This window comes from Halomonas elongata DSM 2581, assembly GCF_000196875.2.
In the GTDB taxonomy this organism is placed as follows: Bacteria; Pseudomonadota; Gammaproteobacteria; order Pseudomonadales; family Halomonadaceae; genus Halomonas; species Halomonas elongata.
In genome coordinates, this window is the sequence record NC_014532.2 from 3967339 (window position 1) to 3992943 (window position 25605).

General features: G+C 61.3%; 22 protein-coding genes. 12 read left to right on the top strand and 10 right to left on the bottom strand.

Going from position 1 to position 25605, the window contains the following annotated elements:
- Positions 1 to 59: 59 nt before the first annotated feature.
- Both HELO_RS18640 and pyrE read right to left on the bottom strand, forming a co-directional pair.
- Complete coding sequence (locus tag HELO_RS18640; RefSeq protein WP_013334146.1) at positions 60 to 620, bottom strand: YfaZ family outer membrane protein; 561 nt, start codon at positions 618 to 620, stop codon at positions 60 to 62.
- Between the two features lie 35 nt (positions 621 to 655).
- Positions 656 to 1348 carry an orotate phosphoribosyltransferase gene (gene pyrE, locus HELO_RS18645; RefSeq protein ID WP_013334147.1) on the bottom strand — a complete coding sequence of 231 codons (693 nt, stop codon included), beginning with the start codon at positions 1346 to 1348 and terminating at the stop codon, positions 656 to 658.
- A gap of 91 nt (positions 1349 to 1439) precedes the next feature.
- On the opposite strand from pyrE, the gene HELO_RS18650 reads away from it, so the two are divergent.
- Positions 1440 to 2207: an exodeoxyribonuclease III gene (locus HELO_RS18650; protein ID WP_013334148.1), complete on the top strand. Its 768-nt coding sequence runs from the start codon at positions 1440 to 1442 to the stop codon at positions 2205 to 2207.
- Between the two features lie 134 nt (positions 2208 to 2341).
- Here HELO_RS18650 and rph read toward each other — a convergent pair whose 3' ends face one another.
- Complete coding sequence (rph, locus tag HELO_RS18655; protein ID WP_013334149.1) at positions 2342 to 3079, bottom strand: ribonuclease PH; 738 nt, start codon at positions 3077 to 3079, stop codon at positions 2342 to 2344.
- 180 nt (positions 3080 to 3259) lie between these two features.
- Here rph and HELO_RS18660 point away from each other — a divergent pair, with 180 nt between their 5' ends.
- The gene (locus HELO_RS18660; RefSeq protein WP_013334150.1) at positions 3260 to 4123 is read left to right on the top strand and encodes a YicC/YloC family endoribonuclease; all 864 of its coding nucleotides are present in this window, start codon (positions 3260 to 3262) and stop codon (positions 4121 to 4123) included.
- Positions 4124 to 4311: 188 nt separating this feature from the next.
- Positions 4312 to 5262, top strand: a complete 951-nt coding sequence (locus HELO_RS18665; RefSeq protein WP_013334151.1) for a bile acid:sodium symporter family protein — start codon at positions 4312 to 4314, stop codon at positions 5260 to 5262.
- Positions 5263 to 5591: 329 nt separating this feature from the next.
- Here HELO_RS18665 and HELO_RS18670 read toward each other — a convergent pair whose 3' ends face one another.
- Entirely contained in the window at positions 5592 to 6053 is a 462-nt protein-coding gene (locus HELO_RS18670; RefSeq protein WP_109637567.1) for a very short patch repair endonuclease, read from the bottom strand.
- A 46-nt stretch (positions 6054 to 6099) separates the two neighbouring features.
- Here HELO_RS18670 and HELO_RS18675 point away from each other — a divergent pair, with 46 nt between their 5' ends.
- Entirely contained in the window at positions 6100 to 7800 is a 1701-nt protein-coding gene (locus HELO_RS18675; protein WP_013334152.1) for a DNA cytosine methyltransferase, read from the top strand.
- 42 nt (positions 7801 to 7842) lie between these two features.
- On the opposite strand, the gene HELO_RS18680 is transcribed toward HELO_RS18675, so the two are convergent.
- The 5 genes from HELO_RS18680 to HELO_RS18700 are packed head-to-tail and all read right to left on the bottom strand — an operon-like array spanning position 7843 to position 15037.
- Positions 7843 to 8667 carry a DUF6339 family protein gene (locus tag HELO_RS18680; RefSeq protein WP_049786262.1) on the bottom strand — a complete coding sequence of 275 codons (825 nt, stop codon included), beginning with the start codon at positions 8665 to 8667 and terminating at the stop codon, positions 7843 to 7845.
- Complete coding sequence (locus HELO_RS18685; RefSeq protein WP_109637569.1) at positions 8664 to 9572, bottom strand: hypothetical protein; 909 nt, start codon at positions 9570 to 9572, stop codon at positions 8664 to 8666. Before HELO_RS18685 ends, HELO_RS18680 begins: the two co-directional genes overlap by 4 nt.
- Positions 9569 to 11407: a hypothetical protein gene (locus HELO_RS18690; RefSeq protein WP_013334153.1), complete on the bottom strand. Its 1839-nt coding sequence runs from the start codon at positions 11405 to 11407 to the stop codon at positions 9569 to 9571. Before HELO_RS18690 ends, HELO_RS18685 begins: the two co-directional genes overlap by 4 nt.
- Positions 11404 to 12402 (bottom strand): PD-(D/E)XK motif protein, encoded by a 999-nt coding sequence (locus HELO_RS18695; RefSeq protein ID WP_049786264.1) that lies wholly within the window; start codon positions 12400 to 12402, stop codon positions 11404 to 11406. Before HELO_RS18695 ends, HELO_RS18690 begins: the two co-directional genes overlap by 4 nt.
- Positions 12395 to 15037: a Z1 domain-containing protein gene (locus HELO_RS18700; protein ID WP_013334154.1), complete on the bottom strand. Its 2643-nt coding sequence runs from the start codon at positions 15035 to 15037 to the stop codon at positions 12395 to 12397. Before HELO_RS18700 ends, HELO_RS18695 begins: the two co-directional genes overlap by 8 nt.
- 872 nt (positions 15038 to 15909) lie before the next feature.
- Here HELO_RS18700 and HELO_RS18705 point away from each other — a divergent pair.
- The 6 genes from HELO_RS18705 (at position 15910) to thpR (ending at position 21541) form a co-directional block, all read left to right on the top strand.
- Positions 15910 to 17100: an MFS transporter gene (locus HELO_RS18705; RefSeq protein WP_013334156.1), complete on the top strand. Its 1191-nt coding sequence runs from the start codon at positions 15910 to 15912 to the stop codon at positions 17098 to 17100.
- An 89-nt stretch (positions 17101 to 17189) separates the two neighbouring features.
- Entirely contained in the window at positions 17190 to 17822 is a 633-nt protein-coding gene (gene gmk / locus HELO_RS18710) for a guanylate kinase (protein WP_013334157.1), read from the top strand.
- 81 nt (positions 17823 to 17903) lie between these two features.
- The gene (gene rpoZ / locus HELO_RS18715) at positions 17904 to 18182 is read left to right on the top strand and encodes a DNA-directed RNA polymerase subunit omega (RefSeq protein ID WP_013334158.1); all 279 of its coding nucleotides are present in this window, start codon (positions 17904 to 17906) and stop codon (positions 18180 to 18182) included.
- Between the two features lie 66 nt (positions 18183 to 18248).
- Entirely contained in the window at positions 18249 to 20384 is a 2136-nt protein-coding gene (locus tag HELO_RS18720; RefSeq protein ID WP_013334159.1) for a RelA/SpoT family protein, read from the top strand.
- A 91-nt stretch (positions 20385 to 20475) separates the two neighbouring features.
- The gene (locus HELO_RS18725) at positions 20476 to 20865 is read left to right on the top strand and encodes a RidA family protein (protein WP_013334160.1); all 390 of its coding nucleotides are present in this window, start codon (positions 20476 to 20478) and stop codon (positions 20863 to 20865) included.
- 166 nt (positions 20866 to 21031) lie between these two features.
- Complete coding sequence (gene thpR, locus HELO_RS18730; protein ID WP_013334161.1) at positions 21032 to 21541, top strand: RNA 2',3'-cyclic phosphodiesterase; 510 nt, start codon at positions 21032 to 21034, stop codon at positions 21539 to 21541.
- Between the two features lie 8 nt (positions 21542 to 21549).
- Here the strand turns inward: thpR and HELO_RS18735 are convergent, their stop codons facing one another.
- Entirely contained in the window at positions 21550 to 22428 is an 879-nt protein-coding gene (locus HELO_RS18735) for an SDR family oxidoreductase (protein ID WP_013334162.1), read from the bottom strand.
- A gap of 93 nt (positions 22429 to 22521) precedes the next feature.
- On the opposite strand from HELO_RS18735, the gene HELO_RS18740 reads away from it, so the two are divergent.
- Entirely contained in the window at positions 22522 to 23433 is a 912-nt protein-coding gene (locus tag HELO_RS18740) for a LysR substrate-binding domain-containing protein (RefSeq protein WP_041602284.1), read from the top strand.
- Entirely contained in the window at positions 23430 to 25511 is a 2082-nt protein-coding gene (gene recG / locus HELO_RS18745; protein WP_013334164.1) for an ATP-dependent DNA helicase RecG, read from the top strand. Before HELO_RS18740 ends, recG begins: the two co-directional genes overlap by 4 nt.
- Positions 25512 to 25605 lie beyond the last annotated feature (94 nt).

Sequence of the window (25605 nt, forward strand, 5' to 3'; positions counted from 1 at the left end):
GGCCAAACAACAGGCTCGGCCCCATGGCGGGACCGAAACCTCGACAACGATGGGCGGGCTCAGAAGACCAGGCGTACACCGCCGTGCACGCCGCTATCCAGGGTCCGCGTGCCGACGCCGGGAAGATCGAGATCGGCCCTGAAGCGACGATACCCCAGATAGGCATCCACGTTGGAGGTCACCGCATAACGGGCCCGTACTCCATATTCGGCGGCATCGTCCAGATCGCCACTGGTCACCACGCTGGGTGTATAGAAGCCATAACCGCCCAGGGAAAGCGCCGGCACCTCAGGCAGATAGACATAGCCGTAGCCGCCCAGCCCCAGACCACCGCCATCGCCGAAGTCGCTGTCCAACTGGGTCCAGCGAGCGCCGACGCCGACCTCGTAGTTGCGGGTGCGTTCCACGCCGAGCAACTGTCCGTGCCAGACAGTGGCATCGTCACGGTAATCGCTGTCCAGCACGCCGCCGCCCAGTTGAATGCCCGGGGCTACATCGGCGGCCGCCTCGAACTGTACCGCATCGCCACTCAGGTTGAGATCCAGGCTGGCGGCCTGACACAACGAGCTGCCGGCCAGCACCAGGGCGCCGGCGACCCACAGGGGAAAGATCGCTTTCATGGTGGGAGTCGTTCTCCTTGCTTGCTAAGGTCAACTCAGTTGGACTGAATGCCGTAGCGATCACGGTAATCGCGGATGGCCTCGGCATGGCCCCGCAGTGCCTCGCCGGCATGGACTTCGAGGTACTCGAGCACCATGTCCAGGTTGACGATGCTGACCACCGGCATGTTGTAGGCCGCCTCGACCTGCTGGATGGCACTGCGCGCGTCGCTGTCATCGCCACCGCGCTCCTGGCGATCCAGGGCCACCACGACCCCGGCAGCCTCGGCGCCGGCATTCTCGATCAGGCCCATCACCTCGCGGATGGCGGTGCCGGCCGTGATGACATCGTCGACGATCAGGATACGCCCGGCGAGTTCGGCACCGACGATATTGCCACCCTCGCCATGCGCCTTCGCCTCCTTGCGATTGAACGCATAGGGCAAGTCGCGGTCATGATGATCGGCCAGGGCCACGGCGGTGGTAGCGGCCAGTGGGATACCCTTGTAGGCGGGGCCGAACAGGACCTCGGCCTCCAGCCCACTGTCGGCGATGGCCTGGGCATAGAAGCGGCCCAACTGGGCCAGGGCGGCACCGGACTTGAACAAGCCGGCATTGAAGAAATAGGGGCTGACCCGACCGGACTTGAGGGTGAACTCGCCGAAGCGCAGCACGCCTTGCTCGATAGCGAACGCGATGAACGCCTGTTGATACGGTTGCAGGGACGATGCGACTCGATGATCCGCCACGGGGCCTCCTATCACGTTCATGGACCGATGCCATTTACCCAAACGTCGAAACGTCGGGTATCATACACGCGCGACGCAAAAGGGACCATGTATGAAAATCGCCACCATCAATGTCAACGGCATTCGCGAGGCAGTCGGCCGAGGCTTTCTCGACTGGCTGGCCAATCAGGACGCCGACGTCGTCTGCGTGCAGAACCTCAAGGCCAAGAGCTTCGAACTCGACGGCAGCATCCTCTATCCGGAAGGCTACGAAGGCTACTTCCTCGACGCCGAGCAGGACGGTTTCTCGGGCGTCGGGCTCTATTGCCGCAAGATTCCCAAGGCGATCATGTACGGTCTGGGCTTTCCCCAGTGCGACCATGAGGCGCGCTTTCTGCAGGCCGACTACGATCGTTTCAGCATCGCTTCCTTCCTGATGCCCGACGGCAGCGACCCGGCCGCCAAGCAGAACTTCATGGCGCAGTATCAGGAGTACCTGACCAAGATGGCGCGCAAGCGCCGCGAGTACATCATCTGCGGCACCTGGCACATCGCCCACAAGACCATCGACCTGGAGAACTGGGCGGACAACCAGACCACCCCGGGCTTCAAGCCCGAGGAACGCGCCTGGATGGATCAGGTATTCGGCCCGACCGGCTTCATCGACACCTTCCGCGAGATCAACCGCGACGCCGGTGAATACACCTGGTGGCCGGCGCTCGACCAGGACCAGCCGCGCGAACGCCAGGAGGGCTGGCGCATCGACTATCAGATCGTCGGGCCCAACTTCCGCCGCCATGTGGTGGACGCCTGGATCGACTACGACGCCACCTTCTCCGAGTACGCGCCGCTGATCGTCGAGTACGACCTGACGCTCTGACGCGCCTCCCTACGTCGCTATCGTGCTGCCGCGCGATGCATCACGCCGGCCGGGAGCCGGCGTGATGCGTTGGGGAAACGTCAACCTGCCTCACTCGCGACATCAGTCAGCGCTCCCCCGGCCCGGGCCGTCACTCAGCGACGGATGCCCAGCGCCTCACGCTGATGGTCGAACAATTCTCCACCGGCCTTCTCGGCGAGGTCGAGCATGGCGTTGAGTTCGGCGCGGCTATAGGTGCCCGACTCGGCAGTGCCCTGCACCTCGATCAGCTCGCCGTTCTCGGCCATCACCACATTCATGTCGGTACCGGCGCGGCTGTCCTCCGGATAGTCCAGATCGACCACCGGCGTGCCCTGATAGATCCCCACCGACACCGAACTGATCAACTGATGGAAGGGATCCCCCTTGATCAGCTTCTCGCGCTGCAGATAGCGCACGGCATCCACCAGAGCCACGCAGCCGCCGGTGATGGCCGCCGTACGGGTACCGCCATCGGCCTGGATGACATCGCAGTCCACGGTGATGGTGAACTCACCGAGTTTCTTGAGGTTGATCGAGGCGCGCAGCGAGCGGCCGATCAAGCGCTGAATCTCCACCGTGCGGCCACCCTGCTTGCCACGGCTGGCCTCGCGACCGCCGCGGGTGTGCGTGGCCCGCGGCAGCATGCCGTACTCGGCGGTCACCCAGCCCTGCTTCTTGCCACGCAGCCAGCGCGGCACACCGGCTTCGACGCTGGCATTGCACAACACACGCGTATCACCGAACTCCACCAGCACCGATCCCTCGGCATGACGGGTATAGTCACGGGTCAGGCGAATGTCGCGGGTCTGATCTGTCGCGCGTCCGCTGGGACGCCGGATGTCCGAGGGCATGGCACCTCTCTCGCTGTTGGCTGTAAGGGAATCGGGTATGAATGGAATCGGCGCTATTCTACACGCTCCACCACAAGAATCGTGGCCATTCGGGAAAACACCCACCCACGACGGGCCACAGGCATTTGCAGTGTGTTTCCCTTACACTGCCAGTTTCACGACCGCCGACCGGAGTCTGACATGGTCCACAGCATGACGGCCTTTTCCCGGCAGGACCTGGATGCCGACTGGGGGTACCTGCAACTGGAGCTGCGCTCGGTCAACCAGCGCTATCTCGAACCTCATTTCCGCCTGCCCGAGACGCTGCGCGACCTCGAGCCCCACTTCCGGGAGACCCTGCGCGGTCGACTGGCGCGCGGCAAGATCGAATGTCACCTGCGCTTCACGCCCACCGACGGCGACGCCCGGCTGACGGTCAACCGCACGCGCCTGGCCACCCTCGCCACGGCACTGGCCGAAGTGCGCGAAAGCGTACCCGAGGCCGACATGCCCGACGCCCTGGCGCTGCTCGATCATCCGGGTGTGCTGGACGCTTCCGGCCCCGACATGGACATCGTCAAAACCGAGGCGCGCGCCCTCTTCGAGCGTGCCCTCGAAGACCTGGAAGCCGGCCGGGCCCGGGAGGGCACCAAGCTCGCCACCCTGATCGACGAGCGCCTCGATGCTATCCTCGAACAGGTCACCGAGGTTCGCCGCCTGCTGCCCGACATCCTGGCGCGTCAACGCGACCAGCTCCACGAGCGGCTGGAAAGCGCCAAGACCGAGCTCGACCCGCAACGCCTCGAAGCCGAGATGGTCCTCGTCGCCCAGAAGGCCGACGTCGCCGAGGAGCTCGACCGCCTCGAGACGCACGTCGCCGAGGTGAAGCGCCAGTTGGCCGGCAAAGGGCCGATCGGCCGACGCCTCGATTTCCTGATGCAGGAACTCAACCGCGAGGCCAACACCCTGTCATCGAAATCCGTCGTCGCCGACACCACCCGCTGCGCCGTGGAGCTCAAGGTGCTGATCGAACAGATGCGCGAGCAGATTCAGAACATCGAGTGATGGCAGCTCACCCAAATCGTGAGCGCGTTGCGATGCATAGCGCGTTGTGATGCACAGAAGGTCGACTTTCGAGCACCATGTCACTGCGGCATCATAGCCCTCTCAACGCGACGTCCGCCGACGCCTCGCGATAATCAGAGTCGCATTTCAGCGGCCGCCAATCGATCCTTCAACGCTTGGAACAACACATGGCCACCTTCGAACGCATCAACCGCTTGTTTCCCGTCTGGGCCATCCTGCTGGCCGTCATCGCTGCCTTCGTACCGGAGTTTTTCACTAGCCTGGCCGGTTATATCAAGACACTGCTGGTGATCATCATGTTCGCCATGGGGCTGACGCTCACCAAGGGCGACTTCGCGCGCGTGGTGAAGTCGCCCAAGCCGATCGCCGTGGGCGTGCTCCTGCAGTTCCTGGTGATGCCTCTGGCGGCGTTGTTGATCTCAAGGCTTTTGAATCTTTCCACCGAACTGACCATTGGCATGGTGCTGGTCGGCGCCACGGCAGGCGGTACGTCATCCAACGTGATGACCTGGCTGGCCGGCGGGCATGTGGCACTGTCGGTGTCGATGACCATGGTTTCAACCTTGATCTCGGTCTTCGCCACGCCATTGCTCACGCTGCTGCTACTGGGCCAGAGCATCGATGTGCCTGTCATGGGAATGCTGATGAGCATCGGCCAGTTGGTGGTGGCCCCCATCATGCTGGGCGTAGTGATCCACCATTTCCTGGGGACCCATATCCAGCGCGTGGAACCGGCCCTGGCGACCTTGGCCATGGCGTCCATCGTCTTGATCATCGCCATCGTGGTAGCACTCAATGCCGGACGACTGACTACCTTGGGGCCGGTCGTGGCACTGGCGGTCATCGCGCATAATGGCATCGGTCTCGCCGCGGGGTACGGTCTGGCGCGGCTACTGCGCTTCGACACGCGCACTGCACGTACCATCGCCTTCGAGGTCGGCCTGCAGAACTCCGGGCTGGCGGTGACACTGGCCAACCAGTTCTTCAGCGCAGGCGCGGCGCTGCCCGGTGCACTGTTCTCCGTGTGGCACAACGTGTCCGGCTCACTACTGGCCGGTTACTGGAAACACCGGCACGCCTCGAATGCGCCACCTGCGGCTGCCACACCACGCGGATGACGCCTCGGCCGAGCATGCAGGAATGCTCGGCCTTTGCGCCCCCGCCTGACCGTTCTATCCACCTCGCCGCGCCAGCCGCCACCATCTGCTGTGCCACGGAGTTCAAGGTGTCAATCGATCAGATTCAGAATATTGTGTAGAGGGTTTGAGCGGCGACACGCGGATTCGGCCAGCAAAATTTCCCGGATAAATTACCGGCACTGTGCTCATAACCCTGGATTCGTCTCTGTCAGCCCTGGTAATCTTAGCTGCACGAGGATAACTTGGTATGGTATCCCGTCCGGAAATGGTTTCGACGGTTCCAGACTACGGCTTGGAGGCATTCATGACTAGGAAGGGCGAAATCGTGGTGGTTGGGATGGCCACTCTTGATATTGGTTGACGGCTTGGATCAGTTGAGAAATGCCGGACAGCTGTTCACGGCAATGCTTGAACCCGCATTCCCAAACCACTAGGACACGCCACCCCAACTGCTCCAGATTCTCGCATGCCCGCTGGTCGCGACTGACATTTGCCTCGAACTTGTTTTTCCAGAATGACGTTCTAGTGCCAGGTGTCGTGGCGTAGAAGCAGCCAGCGTGCCGATGCCAGAAACAGCCGTGCACGAAGATGACCAGGTGATGGCGCGGCAGGACAATATCCGGTGATCCCGGCAGATCCTTGCGATGAAGCCTGAACCGATACCCTTGAGCGTGAAGGTACTTGCGCAGAGCAATCTCGGGGTGAGTGTCATGGCTCTTTATAGCCCGCATCATGCGTGAGCGAGTCGAGTGATCTACAACATCGGGCATGGTTATCGCTCCCCACTGTCCAGGAACATATAGCAGGTTTTCATTGATGACGAAGCCGATTCACATAGTTGACCTCTTTGCCGGGCCGGGCGGCTTGGGCGAAGGCTTCAGCTCAATCCGGAGGCCCGACGGCAGTCGTCAATTCAAAACACTCGTGTCCGTGGAGAAGGATGCTGCCGCCCATCGCACATTGACGATGCGCGCGTTCTACCGGCTGCTGCATGACAGCGGCATGGGAATGTCAGCGTACTATGACTACTTGCTGGGAGGCGAGCACCCTTCAGCCCGTGCAGACGTGCAGCACCTGTGGGATCAGGCACGGGAAGAAGCTCTTTGTCTCAAGCTGGGGAGCGAAGATGGCAACCGAACCCTCGAAGACCGTCTCCGGAAGGAGTTGACAGGCTGCAGCAACTGGGTGCTGATCGGGGGCCCCCCCTGTCAGGCCTATTCAGTCGCTGGTCGAGTCCGCAATCACGGCAAAAAGAATTATCGGCCCGAGGAAGATGATCGCCACTTCCTGTATCGAGAATACCTGGACGTAATCGCCAAGTTCCGGCCGGCTGTCTTTGTCATGGAGAATGTCAGGGGGATGTTGACGTCACGGGTCGGTAAGGACAGGATCTTCGGTCAGATACTAGAAGACCTGCGCGACCCTAGCAAAGCTACCGGACACGAGGGGCCAAGAAGCTCCATGTCCAGCAGTGATGGTTACACGATCTTCTCTCTCGAGGACAACCGCGTCTACTTCCCGAAAACCACAGGCCTTTTCGACTCCCCAGCACCACTCGAAGAGGACGAATACAACTCCTTCGTAATCAAGGCCGATGAGCACGGTATACCCCAAGCTCGTCATCGCGTCATATTGGTCGGGGTCCGAAACGACATCGTCGGTCGTGTCGGCGCTCCGGCCATGGCTACTAGCCTGCAGATGCAGAGAACCAGTGAACACGAGCAACTGACAGTCGCGGATGTGCTTGCCGAGCTGCCGGCACTTCGCAGTGGATTAAGCCGTCATGATTCCGATGTGGCATGGTATGCGGCCATCAAACGAGTCGCTACCGAGGTCGCTGAAGAGCTGCTGCGTCACCCCAGCGAGCACATCAAACCCGATGTCAGAAAGCGTATCGCTGAAGAGCTTCTCGAGATTGCGAAAGCACCACTCAGTGGGCTGAATAGGCGCTACACCCCTGCTGCTGATCCTAGGCCTGTCGGGCCAACAACAGAACTCGAGAAGTGGTATCACGGAGCTCAGCGCCCCAATCTGAAGGGACTGTGGTACAACCATGAGGCTAGGAGCCACATGGAAGAGGATCTGGCCAGATACCTATACTGCGCGACCTTTGCCAAGGTCGTGGGGCATTCGCCGATCGGCACCAAGGAGATCTACCTCGACTACCTTGCCCCCCTGCATGCCAACTGGAAGTCAGGCAAGTTCGCCGACCGGTTCAAGGTAGTCCTCGAAGACCAGCCATCCAAGACGATCACCAGTCACATTTCCAAGGATGGGCACTATTTCATCCATTACGATCCGAGGCAGTGCAGAAGTCTTACTGTTCGAGAGGCGGCGAGACTGCAGACCTTTCCTGATGACTACTACTTCGAGGGAAACCGCACCGAACAGTACGTTCAGGTAGGAAATGCCGTCCCCCCTCTTCTCGCCCGGCGCATTGCCGTCAAGGTGATGGAAGTTCTGGACAAAGCGCAGGAAAAAGAAGAAAAGCAGCAAGTACAGGCAGTGCAGGCCTGAAACAATATGCCGGGTTCATGCTCGGCATATCGCAAATCCAGCTCATCGTCTCCAGAACATCAGCCCGCCAAGGAACCCTTTCCGCTTCTTATCAATGTCCTGCACACTCTCCCCACTTTTCCTGTGGCCCTCCCATGCTGTCCGAAATGCCTGCCAGACTTCCTGATGCAGAACACTGTCATCCTGAGAGGACAGGTCGATGACCTTGTTGCGCAGAAGCAACACCTTCATTGCATCCCGCATGATGTCTTCAATCCTAGTCTTCCCCACATTATCGAGCCAAGATAGGTAGCCCTCGGCAAATTGATGAGCAAGGCGTGGATTGTTGGAGAGGCCGCTGCGCTCGAAAATCTGCACTAGAGCATCCTCACCCAACCGTTCAACCAGTTCCCAGCGATTATCAGCTTCCAAGCCACGATCGAGCACCCCCCCCCTCATCCAGAGGCGCTGAAAGGTGTTACGTATACCGCCATGGAAGCGCTCCGGGTTGCAACCGGGGAAACGCCAAGCCACTACATCGGGGAGCAGCATCGTCGTGATGTAGGCCCAAGTGTCGTCTCGAAGCGCCTCCCCGGAGTTCAGCCACACTTCTTGGGCGAGGAGTATCGTCACTTGTGTGTCGAACTCTGCCAGAGCTGGCCGACCAGCTCTGGCAGGAAACTTCTGACGACGCGCTTCCTCCCTGATCCTGTCCGCCAGGCCCTCTACACGGGTGTCATCGAAACTGCCCCCACTTGTCGCATAGTAAAGAGCCGAATCATCACGAAGATGAGAATAGCGGGGGCTGAATTCTGCGCCTTGCATATGCGCGATCTGCGAGTCGACATGGAACTTCTTGATACGGGGCAGCAGAAATACGCGACTCATGCTTCATCCTCGACTGCGGCAGCGGCATGGATAGCGGCGTGGAAGTCTCCCGGCTTGTCATGCAGAAGCGTCCGCGCTGCATGGACGGAAAGCCCCGGGAAGGCCAAAATCAACCAATCGTGTGTCTGGCGAGCCAGAGAGCCTTCACCGTGATCATGGGGTGAATCGCTAACGTCCGACCGGATATAGGCTGAGACCAGCTGCAGCATCACGTCAGCCATAATCATGTGAAGATAAAAGGGGTCACCATCCAGCACCTTCTGCAGGAAGGTTTCCCGGTCCTTGTTCAAGTACAGTCGCACGCTGCCAGCAAAGTCCGAATCCCACGCACTGGGTCGCCAGTCTAGGTACCAGAGAGCATCCTCATGACGCCTATCCTTGAAGATCTGGCTGAAGGGCACGGCCTCCATCGGCAGGCGAGAATCACCACCGTCTTCCAGAAGAACATTGATCGACGAACTCCACAGTCGAGCTCCAGGCTGACACGGACTGAGCTTGCCGGGACTTCTTGGCTCAGCGGCCAAGACCAGAGACGCCTCGAGCCACAAGCGTGAAGACAGGCGGGATCCATCCAGTTTCGCAGCCAGCATAGCTCTCCCCTCGCTCTCATCGACGGCTACAAGACTAGAGTGCAGGATAGTGCGGGGAGTGCTCCCCATGCCGGTCCCTACCTTGAGCAGAGCAATTAGCTCTAGATCATCGGATCCAAGATCGAGTACCTCTGAAGCCGCAGGGAGATCGACACAAAGCTCCAAGGCCACTTCCAGATCGCGATCGTAGTCCCAGAAGTCAAGAAAGGTATTGCAGGGGAAAAGAGGTTCACCGACATCACCAATCATCCACTCTCCCGTCTTGACCACCTGATCGGGTAGCGTGAGGAACGGGAAGGCAATTTTTCGACTCATGCATCCCCCCCTTCGAGGGTCAGCTTGAGACTGACCGCAGCACTGGGGGGCATAGCGACTCGAACCTCCAAGGTGCCCTCGGTCTCTCCGACCTCCATGACATCACCACCGACAGACGTCCCCGTATCCACCAAGGTCATGCTGAGGACGGATACCTCGAACTCCTTACCGAGCCCCTCATCGGTTGTCTGCCCCCCGTCCATGACGAGATAGGGCTCTGCGATAATCCGCTGACTGTCGCTACGACAGTTCAGCGATGCACAGAACACGGCACAGGTACCGGCATCCTCGTCGTCCTCCAAGCGCACGAAGACCGGTGATGACAGCCCCTTGGGTTTTCTGCTGCGACTGTTGCTTCTGGCTTTGCGTTTTCGGCCAGGGCCCTGCCCCTCACCCTCGCCCAGCATCTTGCCAAGCAGGGTAGCAGCCCTAGCTAACGAAGGCCCCGACTCCTGGTCATCCGTGATGTTCGAGTGCGGCATCGCATAACTTCTCGCCCAGTCTCGCAGGCGCTCCAACCCCACCTTCACCCATGTCTTGTCATTGCCCTTGGGCAGGTTCTCGTAGAGCCAGTCATCGTGCGCCGGCGGCTCGGCTCGAGAAAAGGCATACTCCACTGCAAGCTCGTCGGAGCAGACGAACACGCCGGCCCACTCGTATCGGTCATCGGGAAAGTGAGTGCCTTCCATATATCGCACCACGAGCTCGACAGGCCTCATCAGTGCAATGGCAGCATTCTGTGCCGGTATACTAGAGCTTTTCCTAGTGGCCGGTCCCCAGCGCTCGCCCTTCACTCCCATGCAGAATGCCAGCCTGCCGAGATGTGCCCTAGGCCTCCCGCAGCGAATGGCTTTCGCCTGCTCCGGAGAGTGACGTATCTGCTCCAGGGCAGAGGCATAGAGGTCCAACGGGGGAAAATCTTCCGGGCGCGGTATCGGATACGCGCGACCTTCGATTTCGATGGTGACATCCAACCGACGCTCTCTCGATGTGGAGGCGATCATTCGTGGCCAGAAGTTCCAGAGCAGCGTCTCCACCAGATCGTCGCAAATGGCTTGGTCGTTCTCATCATCATAGAACTGTGGATCTAGGATCATCACCGAGGTACCGGGATCAGTCTCATCTCTCGGCGGCAGCCCGATCCGTCCCGCCAGCTCAACAGCCGAGTCATCGCGTACAGGGTCAACGGATCCGGCCTGGCGACAATCCCCCCACCAGTAGCGTCCAGTAAAGCGCCGCCTAGTACCATCTGACATTTTACCATCAAAGGCATCACCAAGATGACAGCCTATGAAACGCCTCTCCTTAAGGCCTTGGTGGCTAGTCATGGTATCCAGCAAAATCGTCGCGCACCCGCTCATGGCATACAGGACCGTCTTGCCATAACCGTAGGTGCCACCACCCTGATCCGTGTCTCGTGGCACACCCACGTTGCGTACGAAGTTGACGAAGTCTGGTGATTCGCTGTCAGCGGGAGTGTCAGCGCTCAACGGCCCACCAAGGCCGGTCGTGTTGAAATCGCAGACTTCCATCACTCGGGCAAAGGGGCCCGCAAGGTATTTCTCTAACTTGCTCCGGGAATCACGCTCTTCGGGAAGCTGCCCCAAGACATTATCACGAAGCGCAGCCAGTTCTTCCTCGTCGAGGGTTCGGACCCGAATCAACACGGAAGGCCCAGAGCCGAGGCGAGCCGCGTCGATACTGTTCTGGATCGACTCCCGGATCACGGTCTGGACCATTCCTAGCGCAGGCCTGCCGAGGAGATTGCCGAATCCCTCTCCGGCGATGTTGCCGGTACTGGCAAACGGCTCACTGTAGAGCTGCATTCTGGTCATGCCATCATCTCATCGAACCAAACAGTAAGTTGCGTCTCGCCCATAAGGTGGCCACCAGCAGCGGCGAGATCAACAACATACTGGATGCGGGACACACCGGCATCCAATGCTTCTCGCTTGAGCTCTCCACCAGTCAACCGCGGAAAACCTTCCGTGATCTCCCATGCAGTCAGGCTGTCCAAGGAGAAGGCATAAGCATTCCAGGCTGGATCGAGCGGATTCTCGCAGCCGACCTCTTGGAGACGTTCCCCCAGCGCCTGACGAGATACGCCGGCTGCAAGCAGTTCACGGTACAGCTCCTCGAGCCGGATCGAGCCATCAGGAGCAGGCTCAAGTGTCACTCTGATCAGCAGCAGCCGGCCATCTGAGGGAGGCTGCAACTGATCGATGCCGTGAATGGTCACGTGTGTAGTGTCAGAACGCCGCGTGGTCTTCACCTCAATTGCGCGGTCCTTAGTCCTGAAGTCGTGACGCTGCTCCATCGGCCCAACCCAGCAGTCCACGGCACATTCGTCGCGTCTGGCCAGTAGGGACAGTACATATAGCTCACCGAGCAACCCAAGCAGAGTATCACTGCTGACCTCTGTGGCCCGACGCGGGAACAGCAACGCGCGGAAATCGTCCAGGGTCCCCCTGACTGCCGCGAAAGACTCGGTACCTGCGGCTATGCGCGCTACAATGTCGTCAACCAGCTCACCGAAGACTTGCTCAAGGGTGGGGTCTGTACAGATCAGGTCAATGAACTGTTGACTATTGCCTGTCAGGCTCAGCCAGCTGACGTGGACCTTGAGGCTGCCAGTTTCGCCAACTTCCTTGCCAGACCTAGCCTTCCCGACCGGGATCAGAAGACGGCGCTCCCCATTCTCGCCGAGAGAATAGCGAACCTTTCCGTAGCCAGAATCAACTCCCGTGGCTAAGCTCGGAATTTCTAGGCGCCCGTCGCCCTTACCCGAAGCCTTAAGCTCGCTCCACAGGTCACGGCGCTCATCACTCATTGATCAGCTCCGCTCCATCCATGTCATCCACTACTTCCATTTCATCGACGTCATCCAGCTCTTCGGGTGTAGGCGAGTCGAGCTCGACGGCATAATAGTCACCTGCTGTCAGCTCTTCTCCCGGGAAGACGATAGCAATACCCAGCAGGTCATTGACAGCATCCAGAGGCTCTCGCGTCTTCGAGGCTGCCCCTTTTCTCTTGGGATCCGGTGATGACTCGGCATTAATGGGATAGAGCAGCAGCAGCGGGAGATTGGGCCTGTACTTCTTTAGCTCAGTCCATGTCTTACCCTTGAGTGACTCGGGTCGACTGTTGGCATCTATAAGAATATCTCTTCGGGACATCAGTGCCTTGATGTCCGCGTATTCCCCCGGAGTATCCTTGAGACGAGAGCGATTCACGGTCGTTACCTTGCCCATCCCTCCGAGTTCATACGATGAGGTCTCGCCCTTTGCAGAGAGGATGATACCAACATTCCATTTCGCCATCCTGCCAGCCTGCTTGTCGATGTACTCGAGCAGGTGCTCCTTCTTGAGATTCAGGTGCGAAGAAGCGATGTCGAAGTTGATAAGAAACTGCCGGACCTTGCTCCCGTCCACGCCCTTAGCGACCCTGCTGCTTTCTCCCTCGAATCGTGCCACACCGATATCGTCGATGAGACGGCTTCCGGCCTTCCAGTTACCTCGTACCGTGTCATCATCCCTGTGATCGAACCGGATGGTCTGCACATGTCGGCCGGCAAAGCTGATGGCGATTCGATAAGCATGGCGCATCTTGGTAGCGGAGGTGATGGCCATGCCGGGAATGGACCTTACCTTGACAGCAAATTCCTTCGGAGTGACATTATGTATCTGGTATTTTTCGATATCTTCGCGGATCTCTTCTTCAACCCGAGCAAGCTGACGGAAGCTATCCGCTAGGTCGGGAGTCGTCCACAAACGAGGTAGATCCTCGTACCCGTGACGATAGCCAAACCATCTGCCCATCTGCAGCAGGGTGTCGTACTGCCGGGAGGTGCGCAGAAAAAATGATACCGACAGTCCCTCAAGCGTCAGGCCACGAGCGAGCACAGCACCACCCACTACGATATAGGTCTTCTCAGCTCCGGTATAATCTAGGCGACGATCGCTCTCGCCATTCTCCACAACGACATCCAAGGCATCCAGCACCTCGTTGATCTCAGGAACCACCTCCTCGGCTTCAGGCCGGATATGGTGCATGTCCCGGTAGGGCTCCACACGATCCAGCTCGTCCTTCATTACCCGGGAGAGATCATTGAAGATCTGCCCCCGGCCATGCCGTAAATCATTGCCATGTTTTTCCAGCCAGGCCTCAATCGCATCTGCCATTCGATCATGCTGGATGATCCACGGAGAGGTATGAACGAGCATGGACATATGACGATCGGCATGACCTCGCCGACGCCTAATCGCACAACTGCTGATAAACCAGAGAATGGCTATCTCGAGATTACCAGTCACGGAAGGATGGAAGTTGTCCTTGTCCGCAGCCTTCTCGACGCGGAGTCGAGAGAGCTCGTCATTGTCAGTAATCAGGCGAATCATGTCATGACCCGACTCAACTTCTTCACCAGGATCAGCGGGCTCATCACCGAATACTTCCCGAGCGCCAAAATAGGCTTCAGGCTTGGGAAGTGCTGTGATGAAGTCCTCGGGATAGAGGTCGTCCAGCTCATCCCTTCCTGGAGGATAAGGATTGATGAAGACATTCGCAAAGGGCGTGGCAGTGTAGCCCACATATGACACCGAGGGCAGTTTTCGAATGACACAACGGATTAGCTCATTAATCGTCGTCATGTCATATTCGCTCTTTGCCGAATTGACAGATGCTTGATCGCACTCGTCATCGATCAACAGAACCTTCAGCTCCTGGAGAATTTTCGGCGGAGTACGCTCGATGGTTTTTAGGAACTGGTCAAGCCGAGAAGACACCTTCTTAAGGACGGCCAGCTGAGCTCTTCCGGAAACGGGCATCGTGAAGGATCCGTTCCTCGGAATAACGAAATCACCTGTATCTTCGGAGGTCGTGTAGAGCTGCCACAGTTCACGGTGGCGATTCACGATATCGCTCTCAAGACGGAGCTGTGTCTGAGCACGGAGCTTGTTGGTCATCCCTCCCAGAAGGACAATGAGATTATAACCAGCATCTACCGCCTTGGCGATAACCGCTGTCATGTTGGCTGTCTTCCCGGACTGGACATAACCCACTACCAGTCCACGTTCCCTGAAAGACTTCTTGGCAGGGTTCCCCAGCAGGGAAACGACCTCGTTCGAGGTCTTTCCGATGGAATCTACTGCATCGGGCTCCCAACCCTTAACTTCGCGAAGGTAACCGTCGAGAGCCGGCCAGTGCTTGTGGTGGGGCTGAGGACCGTGATACCAGTTCTCACGAGACTTGATGATCGAGGAGGGTCGAAGGATTTCGACTTCGCGGAAAGATTTCTTGACAACTTGGTAGGCTGCATTGATGTCTTGAAGGACCATTTCTGGCAAGGGAGAAACAATCGCTTCAGCATCCTCCTTAACCTTTTCAGCACACTCTTCTGGATTACCGTAAACAGGCAGCTTGTCCCGAATCTGCCTAACAAATCTGTCGACCTGCGTACTCGACATACTGGAATACTCCTCGCCATGCGGAGCACAATCGCTGCATGCCCCTTGGATAGGACAGCCCACCCAAAGACAAAGACGATGGACTGGATTTCTCTGCATTGTACTAAGCTAAATGCAACTTGGTGAGTATGACAAGGAGCAGCCTGTAGGCCTAAAGTCGACCCTCTCCCTTCAAAGGATCATGATGAATCCGACCAACGCCCCACAAAACCCAACGGACAACAGCTTTCGCAGCCTGATGGGCCTGGCAGAGATCATCACCGTCGCCCTGCTGGCCCTATTGTGATGGCTGGTTCGCCACGTCTCGCGCCCGGTAACAGCTCTTGGGGATTGGACAAGACAACTGGATTCCGACCAGATCAAGATGCCGCCACCGGACTTCGGCTTTCCCGAGCTCAATGAGCTCGCCAACCTGATTCGTAACGCCTTCACTCACTGGCGGGAGGACCAACCTCAGAATCCAACAGAATGATGCGGGAGTCGTGATTGAAAATAGCGATGTCGGCTAGGTCGAAGATGGCCACCCCACTGGCTGGTCCACCCACGACAGCCAGCAGATCGGCCTTGGACTGGAGCTACAGTTGATCAGAACGCTCACCGCGCACATGGGCTGGCCCTATAGCAACGAACGAGCGGCAGGCTGATACTGGGCCAGAGTGCATTTGCAGTCGTGACAATGACGATATCGGCAAGCGGTCCCTAGCCAGTCCCCTATAAGGACTTGCTCCATTCTCTCCCTGGCGATCCTGGTCCGAGACATCCCGAGACCGATTGCTCTCGCATACTCAGGCACCGACCTTTATACTTTCGTAGTAATTTTCCGCGATCCTGTCCTTCCGGCAGGATCGCTTTCGTTTTTTCGGAGGATCGCCATGTCGACCGACACCAAGGCGCACAATCCCCGCCTGGCTGAGCTCGCGCTGGCCCTGGGCGGTTTCGGTATCGGCACCAGCGAGTTCGTGATCATGGGCTTGCTGGAGCGGGTCGCCAACGACCTGCAGGTCGCCACCGCCGAGGTGGGCTATGCCATCTCCAGCTATGCCCTGGGTGTGGTGGTCGGCGCCCCCCTGATTTCAGCACTGGCCGCCCGTGTTCCACGCCGCCTGCTGCTGATCGCCCTGATGCTGGTGTTCGCCGTCGGCAACATCGCCAGTGCCCTGGCCACGTCCTTCTGGCCTTTCGTCGGCCTGCGCTTCCTGGCCGGGCTGCCGCATGGCGCCTATTTCGGCGTTGCCGCGCTGGTGGCGGCCGCCGCCGTCCCTGTCGAACAGCGCGCACGTGCGGTAAGCCGTGTCATGCTGGGCCTGACCACCGCCATCGTGATCGGCGCTCCCCTGGCGACCTGGACCGGCCAGTGGCTCGGCTGGCACAGCGCCTTTCTCGGCGTGGGGGCGATCGCCCTGGCCACGGCCGTGATGATCCGCCTCTGGGTGCCGAGCCAGCCGCACGACCCCAACGCCAGTCCCAAGCGCGAGCTTTCAGCGCTGGTCAAGCAGCGCGTGCTGTTCACCCTGGGCGTGGCCAGCATCGGCTTCGGCGGCATGTTCGCGGTGTTCAGCTATGTGGTGCCCACCCTGTCGAATCAGGCCGGCATGTCCGAGGCCGTGGGCCCCTGGGTGCTGACGATCTTCGGTGTCGGCACCATCATCGGCAACCTGGTCGGCGCCCGCGCGGCCGACAAGAACCTGATCAAGGCGATTCCCTGCATCCTGGTCTGGTGCCTGCTGGTACAGGGCGGCTTCTTCTTCGCCGCCAACCACCTCGTCATCGGTCTGATCTTCGTCGGCCTGGTGGGCACCAGTATGGCCCTCGGGCCGGCATTGCAGACCCGCCTGATGGATGTCGCCGGCGACGCCCAGACCATGGCGGCCTCGATGAATCACGCGGCCTTCAACTGCGCCAATGCCCTGGGCGCCTGGCTGGCCGCGGTGACCATCAAGTCGGGAGCCGTCTGGTCGTCATCCGGCCTGGTCGGCGCCGGACTCGCTTGCGGCGGCCTGGTGGTCTTCGCCATCGGCCTGTGGCAGGAGCGTCGCCGGTACGGCGCGCCGAACGCGGCCTGATCACGGGCAGGCAGGGGTAGGGCGGAAGGGGCGAATATGCGATACTGCGGCCCTTTCCACGAGCCGCCCATTGCCCAGGAATTTCGCCCATGCCCCAAGGTACGCTGTTCATCGTTTCCGCTCCCTCCGGCGCCGGCAAGACCAGCCTGGTGCGCGAGCTGATCGAGAGCCTCGACGGCCTCAAGGTATCGGTCTCGCACACGACGCGCCCGCGTCGCGAGGGCGAGGTCGACGGCGTGAACTATCACTTCGTCGACCGAGAGACCTTCGAGTCGATGATCGAGCGTGGCGAATTCTTCGAGTACGCCCAGGTCTTCGACAACCTGTACGGCACCTCCCGCGCCGCCGTGGAGCACCTGCTGGATGCCGGCCAGGACGTCATTCTCGAGATCGACTGGCAGGGTGCCCGCCAGGTGCGAACGCTCTTTCCCGATGCCGTTTCGGTATTCATCCTGCCACCTTCGCGGGAAGAGCTGGAGCGCCGCCTGGCCGGCCGCGGCACCGATCAGCACGCCGTGATCGCCGCACGCATGCGCGAGGCGATCAGCGAGATGTCGCATCATCACGAATATGATTACCTGGTGATCAACGACGACTTCACCACTGCCCTGCGCGAACTGCAGTCGCTGGTGATTGCCCAGCGCCTGAGCCAGGCACGGGCCGGCGAGCACCTGGCGCCTCTGCTGGAGACGCTCTTGTCAGAGGAGCCGGGGGTCGAGTAATCTATCCCGTCTATCCACTGGAATCCCCGGGGCGCCAAGACGCCGCTGGGGCTTTTCCCGTCAGCTCTCAGGAAGGCATCCATGGCGCGAGTCACTGTCGAAGATTGTCTGGAAAACGTCGAAAACCGCTTCAAGCTGGTCATGATTTCCACCCAGCGGGCCCGCCAGCTGTCCCGCGGCTCCCGCGACGCCCTGCTGCCGTGGGAGAACGACAAGCCCACCGTGATGGCGCTGCGCGAAATCGCCGAGGGTCTGGTGGACGCCAGCGTGCTGGACGAACCCCTGGAGGCCACGCCACCCCCGGTGCGCCGTGACTACACTGGGCCCGATGCCGAACAGGGCGCCCCCGTCGAGGAGTAATCCCGGTCCCTCGGTTTTCCGCCGACGCCTTCTCGGGGCCATCACGAAGCATTCAGGGCGCGCCGCATGTTCACTATCGATGACCTGGCCGACCGTCTCGGCGGCTACCTACCCCAGGACGAGATCCAGCAGGTCAAGCGTGCCTTCTATTATGCCGAGCAGGCACACGACGGTCAGCGCCGCCGTTCCGGCGAGCCCTATGTGACCCACCCCCTGGCGGTCGCCAACATCCTCGCCAACATGCACATGGACCATCAGAGCCTGATGGCGGCCATGCTGCACGACGTGATCGAGGACACCGGCGTCGACAAGGAGGCCCTGGGCGAGCAGTTCGGCAAGCCGGTGGCCGAGCTCGTCGACGGCGTCTCCAAGCTGACCCAGATCACCTTCGAGGACAAGGCGGTCGCCCAGGCCGAGAACTTCCAGAAGATGGTGCTGGCGATGTCCCGGGACATCCGGGTGATCATCGTCAAGCTCGCCGACCGCCTGCACAACATGCGCACCCTGGGCGCGCTGCGTCCCGAGAAGAAGCGCCGCATCGCCCGCGAGACCCTGGAGATCTACGCTCGCGTCGCCAGCCGGCTGGGTATCAATACCATCCGTGTCGAACTCGAGGATCTCTCCTTCCAGGCGCTGCATCCAATGCGTTCCGAGCGCATCAAGCGCGCCGTGGCGAGTGCCCGGGGGCAGCGCCGCGCCTCGATTCGCCAGATACAGAACAGCCTGCAGAAGAGCCTCGACGACGAGGGCCTGAAAGGCTCGGTGGTCGGTCGCCAGAAGCACCTGTTGTCGATCTATCGCAAGATGCGCGACCAGCGGAAGTCGTTCGCCGAGATCATGGATGTCTTCGGCTTTCGCATCATCACCCAGGACGTGGATACCTGCTACCGCATTCTCGGCGTGGTGCATAACCTCTACAAGCCGGTGCCGGGGCGCTTCAAGGACTATATCGCCATCCCCAAGGCCAATGGCTACCAGAGCCTGCACACCACCCTGTTCGGCACCGGCGGCATGCCCATCGAGGTGCAGATCCGCACCCGCGAGATGGAAGCCATGGCCAACAACGGCATCGCCGCCCACTGGCTCTACAAGGCCGGCCAGACCGAGCACCCCATCGCCGAAGGCAGCCATGCCCGGGCCCGGGCGTGGGTCAAGGGGCTGCTCGAGATGCAGCGCCATGCCGGGGATTCGCTGGAATTCATCGAACACGTCAAGAACGATCTCTTCCCCGACGACATCTACGTGTTCACTCCCAAGGGCGACATCATGGAGCTGCCTCAGGGCGCCACGGTGATCGATTTCGCCTACAGCGTGCACACCGACATCGGCAACAGTTGCATCGCCTGTCGCATCGACCGCCATCTGGCACCGCTCTCCACGCGCCTGGAGAGCGGCCAGACCCTGGAGATCATCACCGCGCCCGGCGCACGTCCCAACCTGGCATGGCTCAATGTGGTGGTGACCGCCAAGGCCCGCTCGGCGATTCGCCACGCTCTCAAGCACCAGCAACATACCGAGGCCGTGCAGCTCGGACGACGCCTGCTCAACAAGGCGCTGGCCACCTTCGAGACCAGCCTCGAGGAATTGCCCTCCGGTCCCCTGGCGTCCCTGTTGGCCGAGAATGACCTGGCCGACGAGGAGGCATTGCTGACCTCCATCGGGCTCGGCACCCGGGTCGCCCATGTGGTCGCGCGGCGCCTCGTCGACTACCAGCACGGCGATCATGCGCCGCTCGCCGACGCCGATGACCAGCCGCAGGGTTCCATCATGATCAGTGGCGCCGAAGGCATGGTGATCAAGTTCGCGCGCTGCTGCCATCCGCTGCCCGGCGACCCGGTCATCGGCCATCTTTCGACAGGCAAGGGCATCGTCGTCCACCGGACGGAATGTCGCAATCTCGCCGAACTTCGCAACGACCCGGACAAGCTGTTCGCTCTGAACTGGTCCGACCAGACCGACGAGGACTTCCCGGTTCCGCTGCGCCTCGAGGTGGAAAGCCGCCGTGGCCTGGTGGCGGAACTGGCCAGCCTGATCACCGATGCGGACGCCAACATCGAGCGCATCGACATCGAGGAGCGCGATGCCCGCCTGTCGATCGTCAGCCTGACCCTGGCCGTTCGCAATCGCGTGCACCTGGCACGCATCATCAAGCGACTGCGCAACCTCTCGCACGTCGGCAAGATCACCCGACTCAGCAATTGATTCGTTTCGCCCTCGCCCGTCGCGGCAGCGGCGGGCGAGGTAGTCCTTTGTATTTACCGCGTTTCAACACAGCCACCACACGGAGAACACCATGAGCAACAAGGCTGTCATCAATACCGACCAGGCACCTGCCGCCATCGGCCCTTATTCCCAGGCCATCAAGGCTGGCAACACCGTCTATCTGTCCGGCCAGATCCCGCTGAATCCGGAAACCATGGAGATCGTCTCCGACGATTTCGAAGCCCAGGCGCGCCAGGTCTTCGCCAACCTCAAGGCCGTCTGCGAGGAGGCCGCCGGTGGCCTCAAGGATGTGGTCAAGCTCAACCTCTACCTGGTGGATCTGGACAACTTCGCCATCGTCAATCGCATCATGGAAGAGGTCTTCGACACGCCTTATCCGGCGCGCGCTGCCGTCGGCGTCAAGGCGCTGCCCAAGGGTAGTCAGGTCGAGGCCGAGGCGGTGTTGGTCATCGGTGACTGAGGAAAGGCGGATTCATTGCTGCGCTCGGCATCCTGGTCGCCGGCGGTACTCAACATCCTCATTTACTGACGTGTAAATTCCGGTGTTTGCGTTCCGGCGGCGACCAGCCTCCCATCGCTCGCGACATGAATCCACACTTTCCTTTGAGCCATAACGGCTTGAATTTATGAGGCTCTTCCTAGCCCTGGTTCCGCCGCCGGCGCTCCGGCGACGGTTCGGCGAACTCGCCGACACCGCCCACGCCCACTGCAGCGGGCGGCGCGTTCCCGATGACAACCTGCACCTCACCCTGGCTTTTCTCGGCGAGCAGCCCGAGCGGCGGGCCGAGCAGCTCGCCGACTGGCTGAGCGGTATCCGCGTTGCCCCAGGGCAATGGCGGCTCGATCGTTGGGGACACTTCGCCGGACCGGGCATCGTGTGGATCGGCGGTGAACCGGAAAGCGAGTTGGTGCAGCTTCAGCAGTCGCTGCGGGAAGAGCTGGAAGACATCGGCATCGCCTCCCAGCCCAGGCGCTTCACGCCGCACGTCACCCTGCTGAGGCGTGCCGAACAGCCGCCCGAACCGTCACTGCCCGACTTCGCCGAGGACTGGTCTTATACGCGGGCGGCACTGGTGCTCTCGGAACCCACCGGCCAGGGGAGCCGTTACACGCCCCTGGCCTGGTCCCGAGTGTAAAACCGGGGTCAGCCCATGGCCGGATCCGGCAAGTGGCCACCCGCGCGCAGCACCTGGGCGTAACCTTCCCGATAACTGGGGTAGCGGAAGCGATAGCCACTCTCGAGCAGGCGGGTATTGTCACAGCGCTTGCTGGCACGCCGCCGCAGCGGCGATTGGATGGTCTCGCTGGATTCGACCTTGAGCTGCTTGGCCAGCCAGGTCATCACTTCATGGATGGGCGCAGGCTCGCAGTCACTGGCGAGATACAGATCGTGCAGCGTCTCTCCGGCCAGGGCACGTTCGATCAGGTGGGCCAGTACGCCGGCACAGTCATCGCGATGGATGCGATTGGAATACATGGTCGGAGTGGCGGCGGCGATACGGCCTTCTCCGACCTGGCGGATCAGGCGGTCGCGGCCTGGCCCGTAGATTCCCGAGAAGCGCACCACACTGCCGGGCAGCCGATGCTCGACCAGGGCCTGTTCGGCCTCGCGCATCAGCGTCCCGGAAAAGCCCCTGGGCTCGGTCGGGCTCTCTTCATCGACGACCTCGCCGTCCTGCTGGGCATAGACACTGGTGGAAGAGACGAAGAAGACATGACGAGGTGCCCGCTTGCGTTCGGCGAACTCGGCGAGCACCGCCTTCAGGCCATCCGGGTAGGCGGCGCGGTAGGCGTCTTCCTCGAAGCGATCGGCGCTGACCACATAGACCAGGATATCGGCATCCGGCAGCGCGGCCAGGGCCTCGGCATCACCGAGATCCGCCGAGACACCCTCGATGGCCGTACCGGCCAGCTCACGGGCGTCCCGACGCACGCCGACGACCCGATGACCGACCCCGTGAAGCTCCTTTCCCAGGACCGTACCGATGTCGCCGCAACCAAGAATAAGCGTTGTCTTCTTCACCTTTGCTTCGCCCCCTGATAAAAAGTCCCTATCATATGAGCATACCCTAACGGCGGGACCCACTACGTATATGAGAGGATGCCCGGCACCACAATGACTCTAACAGAACTCCGTTATATCGTAACCTTGGCCCAGGAGCGCCACTTCGGGCGCGCCGCCGAGCATTGCTTCGTTTCCCAGCCGACCCTGTCTGTCGCGGTGAAGAAGCTCGAGGAAGAGCTCGGTGTGGCGCTCTTCGAGCGCTCCAAATCGACCGTTCAGGTCACGCCGCTGGGCGAACGCATCGTCGAACAGGCCCAGCGCGTGCTCGAGCAGAGCAGCGTGATCAAGGAACTGGCCACCGCCGGTCGCGATCAACTGGCCAGTCCCTTGCGCATCGGTGCCATCTATACCATCGGCCCCTATCTGTTTCCGTACCTGGTGCCGGAGCTGAGCCGACAGGCGCCGCAGATGCCTCTCTACATCGAGGAAGGCTTCACCGGTGAGCTGCGTCGCAAGCTGCGCAGCGGTGAGCTCGACGCCATCATCGTGGCGTTGCCCTTCACCGAGACCGATGTGGTGACCAAGCCGCTCTACGAAGAGGCCTTCGAGGTGCTGATGCCCGCCGACCATCCCTGGGCGGAGCGCGACAGCATTGCCAAGGAGGACCTGCTCCAGGAACGCCTGCTGCTGCTCGGCGAGGGCCACTGCTTCCGCGACCAGATTCTCGAGGCCTGTCCGGCCATCAGCCACAAGCTCAACAGCCCCAACAATACCCTGACCGCCGAAGGTGGCTCACTGGAGACCATTCGCCACATGGTCGCCTCGCGGCTGGGTATCACGGTGCTGCCCAGCTCGGCCATCGGCAGTCACTATGAGCAAGGGTTGTTGACCAGCCTGCCCTTCACGCCGCCGTCGCCGGGACGCACCGTGGCCATTGCCTGGCGTGCCAGTTTCCCGCGGCCCCAGGCCATCGACGCGGTGACCAACGCCATCGCGAGCCATCGAGCGCAAGAATCGGCATGAGCGAACTCGACGCCCCCGTCACGAACCTCAAGGGCGTCGGCGAAGCGCTGGCACTGAAACTGGCCCGCTTGCGGATCGAGAGCGTGGCCGATCTGCTGTTTCACCTGCCGCTGCGCTACCAGGACCGCACCCGGGTGACCCCCATCGCCACCCTGCGCGCCGGTGGCGAGGCGGTCGTGGAAGGCGAGGTGGCCGCCGCCGAGGTGGTTCGGGGGCGCCGCCGCAGCCTGCTGGTGCGCCTGCGCGATGGCTCCGGCATCCTCAGCCTGCGCTTCTTCCACTTCTCCCCGGCCCAGCAGCAGCAGTTCCGCGCCGGCATCCGGGTGCGCGCCTTTGGCGAGGCCCGCGCCGGAGCTACGGGGCTGGAGATCTATCATCCGGAATATCGCTTGCTCAACGATGCCACCGCTCCGGTGGAAGATCACCTGACGCCCATCTACCCCACCACCGAGGGGCTGCATCAGACCCGGCTGCGCGCCCTGATCGGCCAGGCGCTGGCCCGCCTCGACGCCGCGCCCGACGAGTTGCCGGAATGGCTGCCGGACACCCTGCGCCAGCGTTTCGCGCTTCCTGCGTTGCACGAATGCCTGCAGACTCTGCATCGTCCGCCGCCGGATGCCGATCCCCAGGCATTAGCCGAAGGTCAGCACCCCGCCACTCGTCGCCTGGCCCTGGAGGAACTGCTCGCCCATCAGTTGAGTCTGCGCGAGGTGCGCCTGCGCATCCAGCGTGACGGCGCCCCTTCGCTGCCCGACGGACGCGGTCTCCAGGCACGCTTTCTCACCCAGCTTCCCTTCTCGTTGACCGGCGCCCAGCGCCGCGTCCTCGACGAGATCCGGGCCGACCTGGCCGGCGAAATGCCCATGCTGCGGCTGGTGCAGGGCGACGTGGGCTCGGGCAAGACGGTGGTGGCCGCCATGGCGGCGCTGTCGGCCATCGCCGGCGGCTGCCAGGCGGCCATCATGGCACCCACCGAGATTCTCGCCGAGCAGCACTACCGCGCCTTTCGGGCCTGGTTCGAGCCCCTCGGCATCGACGTTGCCTGGCTGGCCGGCAAACTCAAGGGCAAGGCACGACTCGACACCAAGGCAGCGATTCACGATGGCCGGGCACAGATGGTGGTCGGCACCCACGCGCTCTTCCAGGGAGATGTGCACTTCCAGCGCCTGGGACTGGCCATCGTCGACGAACAGCATCGCTTCGGGGTCCACCAGCGCCTGGCACTGCGCGAGAAGGGCGAAGCCGGCGGGTTCACGCCGCACCAGCTGGTCATGACCGCGACCCCCATCCCGCGCACTCTGGCGATGAGCGCCTACGCCGACCTGGATGTCTCGGTGATCGACGAACTGCCCCCCGGACGCACCCCGGTGAAGACCGCGGTGGTGCCGGACGAACGCCGTCCGGAGGTGGTCGAGCGGATTCGCCACGCCTGCGCCGAGGGGCGCCAAGCCTACTGGGTCTGCACCCTGATCGAGGAATCCGAGGCATTGCAGTGCCAGGCCGCTGAAGCGACCCGCGACGAACTGGTCGAAGCGCTGCCGGGTCTGAACATCGGCCTGGTGCATGGTCGCATGAAGGCCAGCGAAAAGGCCGAGGTCATGGAAGCCTTCAAGGAAGGCGAGCTGGACCTGCTGGTGGCTACAACCGTGATCGAGGTCGGTGTCGATGTGCCCAATGCCAGCCTGATGATCATCGAGAATCCCGAACGGCTGGGCCTGTCACAGCTTCACCAGCTGCGCGGCCGGGTCGGCCGGGGCTCCACCGAGAGCTACTGCCTGCTGCTCTATCATCCGCCGCTCTCCGACACCTCGCGACAGCGTCTGACGGTAATGCGCGAGACCACCGACGGCTTCCGCATCGCCGAGCGCGACCTGGAGATTCGCGGACCCGGCGAGGTACTCGGTACCCGCCAGACCGGCCTGGCACAGATGAAGATCGCCGATCTGGAGCGCGACGCCGACTTGCTGCCGCACGTCTCGCCCCTGGCCGAGGCTCTGCTGGCCACTCACCCGGAAGCCAGCCAACCACTGATCCGCCGCTGGCTCGGCGAGACTGCCGACCGTTATGGGCAGGTCTAGGCGAGATGCAACTCGCCTACCCTGCATTCGCCTTGCAGGAAGCTCTGAAATCAACCTGCTAAAAGACCTGACCTTCGCTCGCCGACTTTTCAGA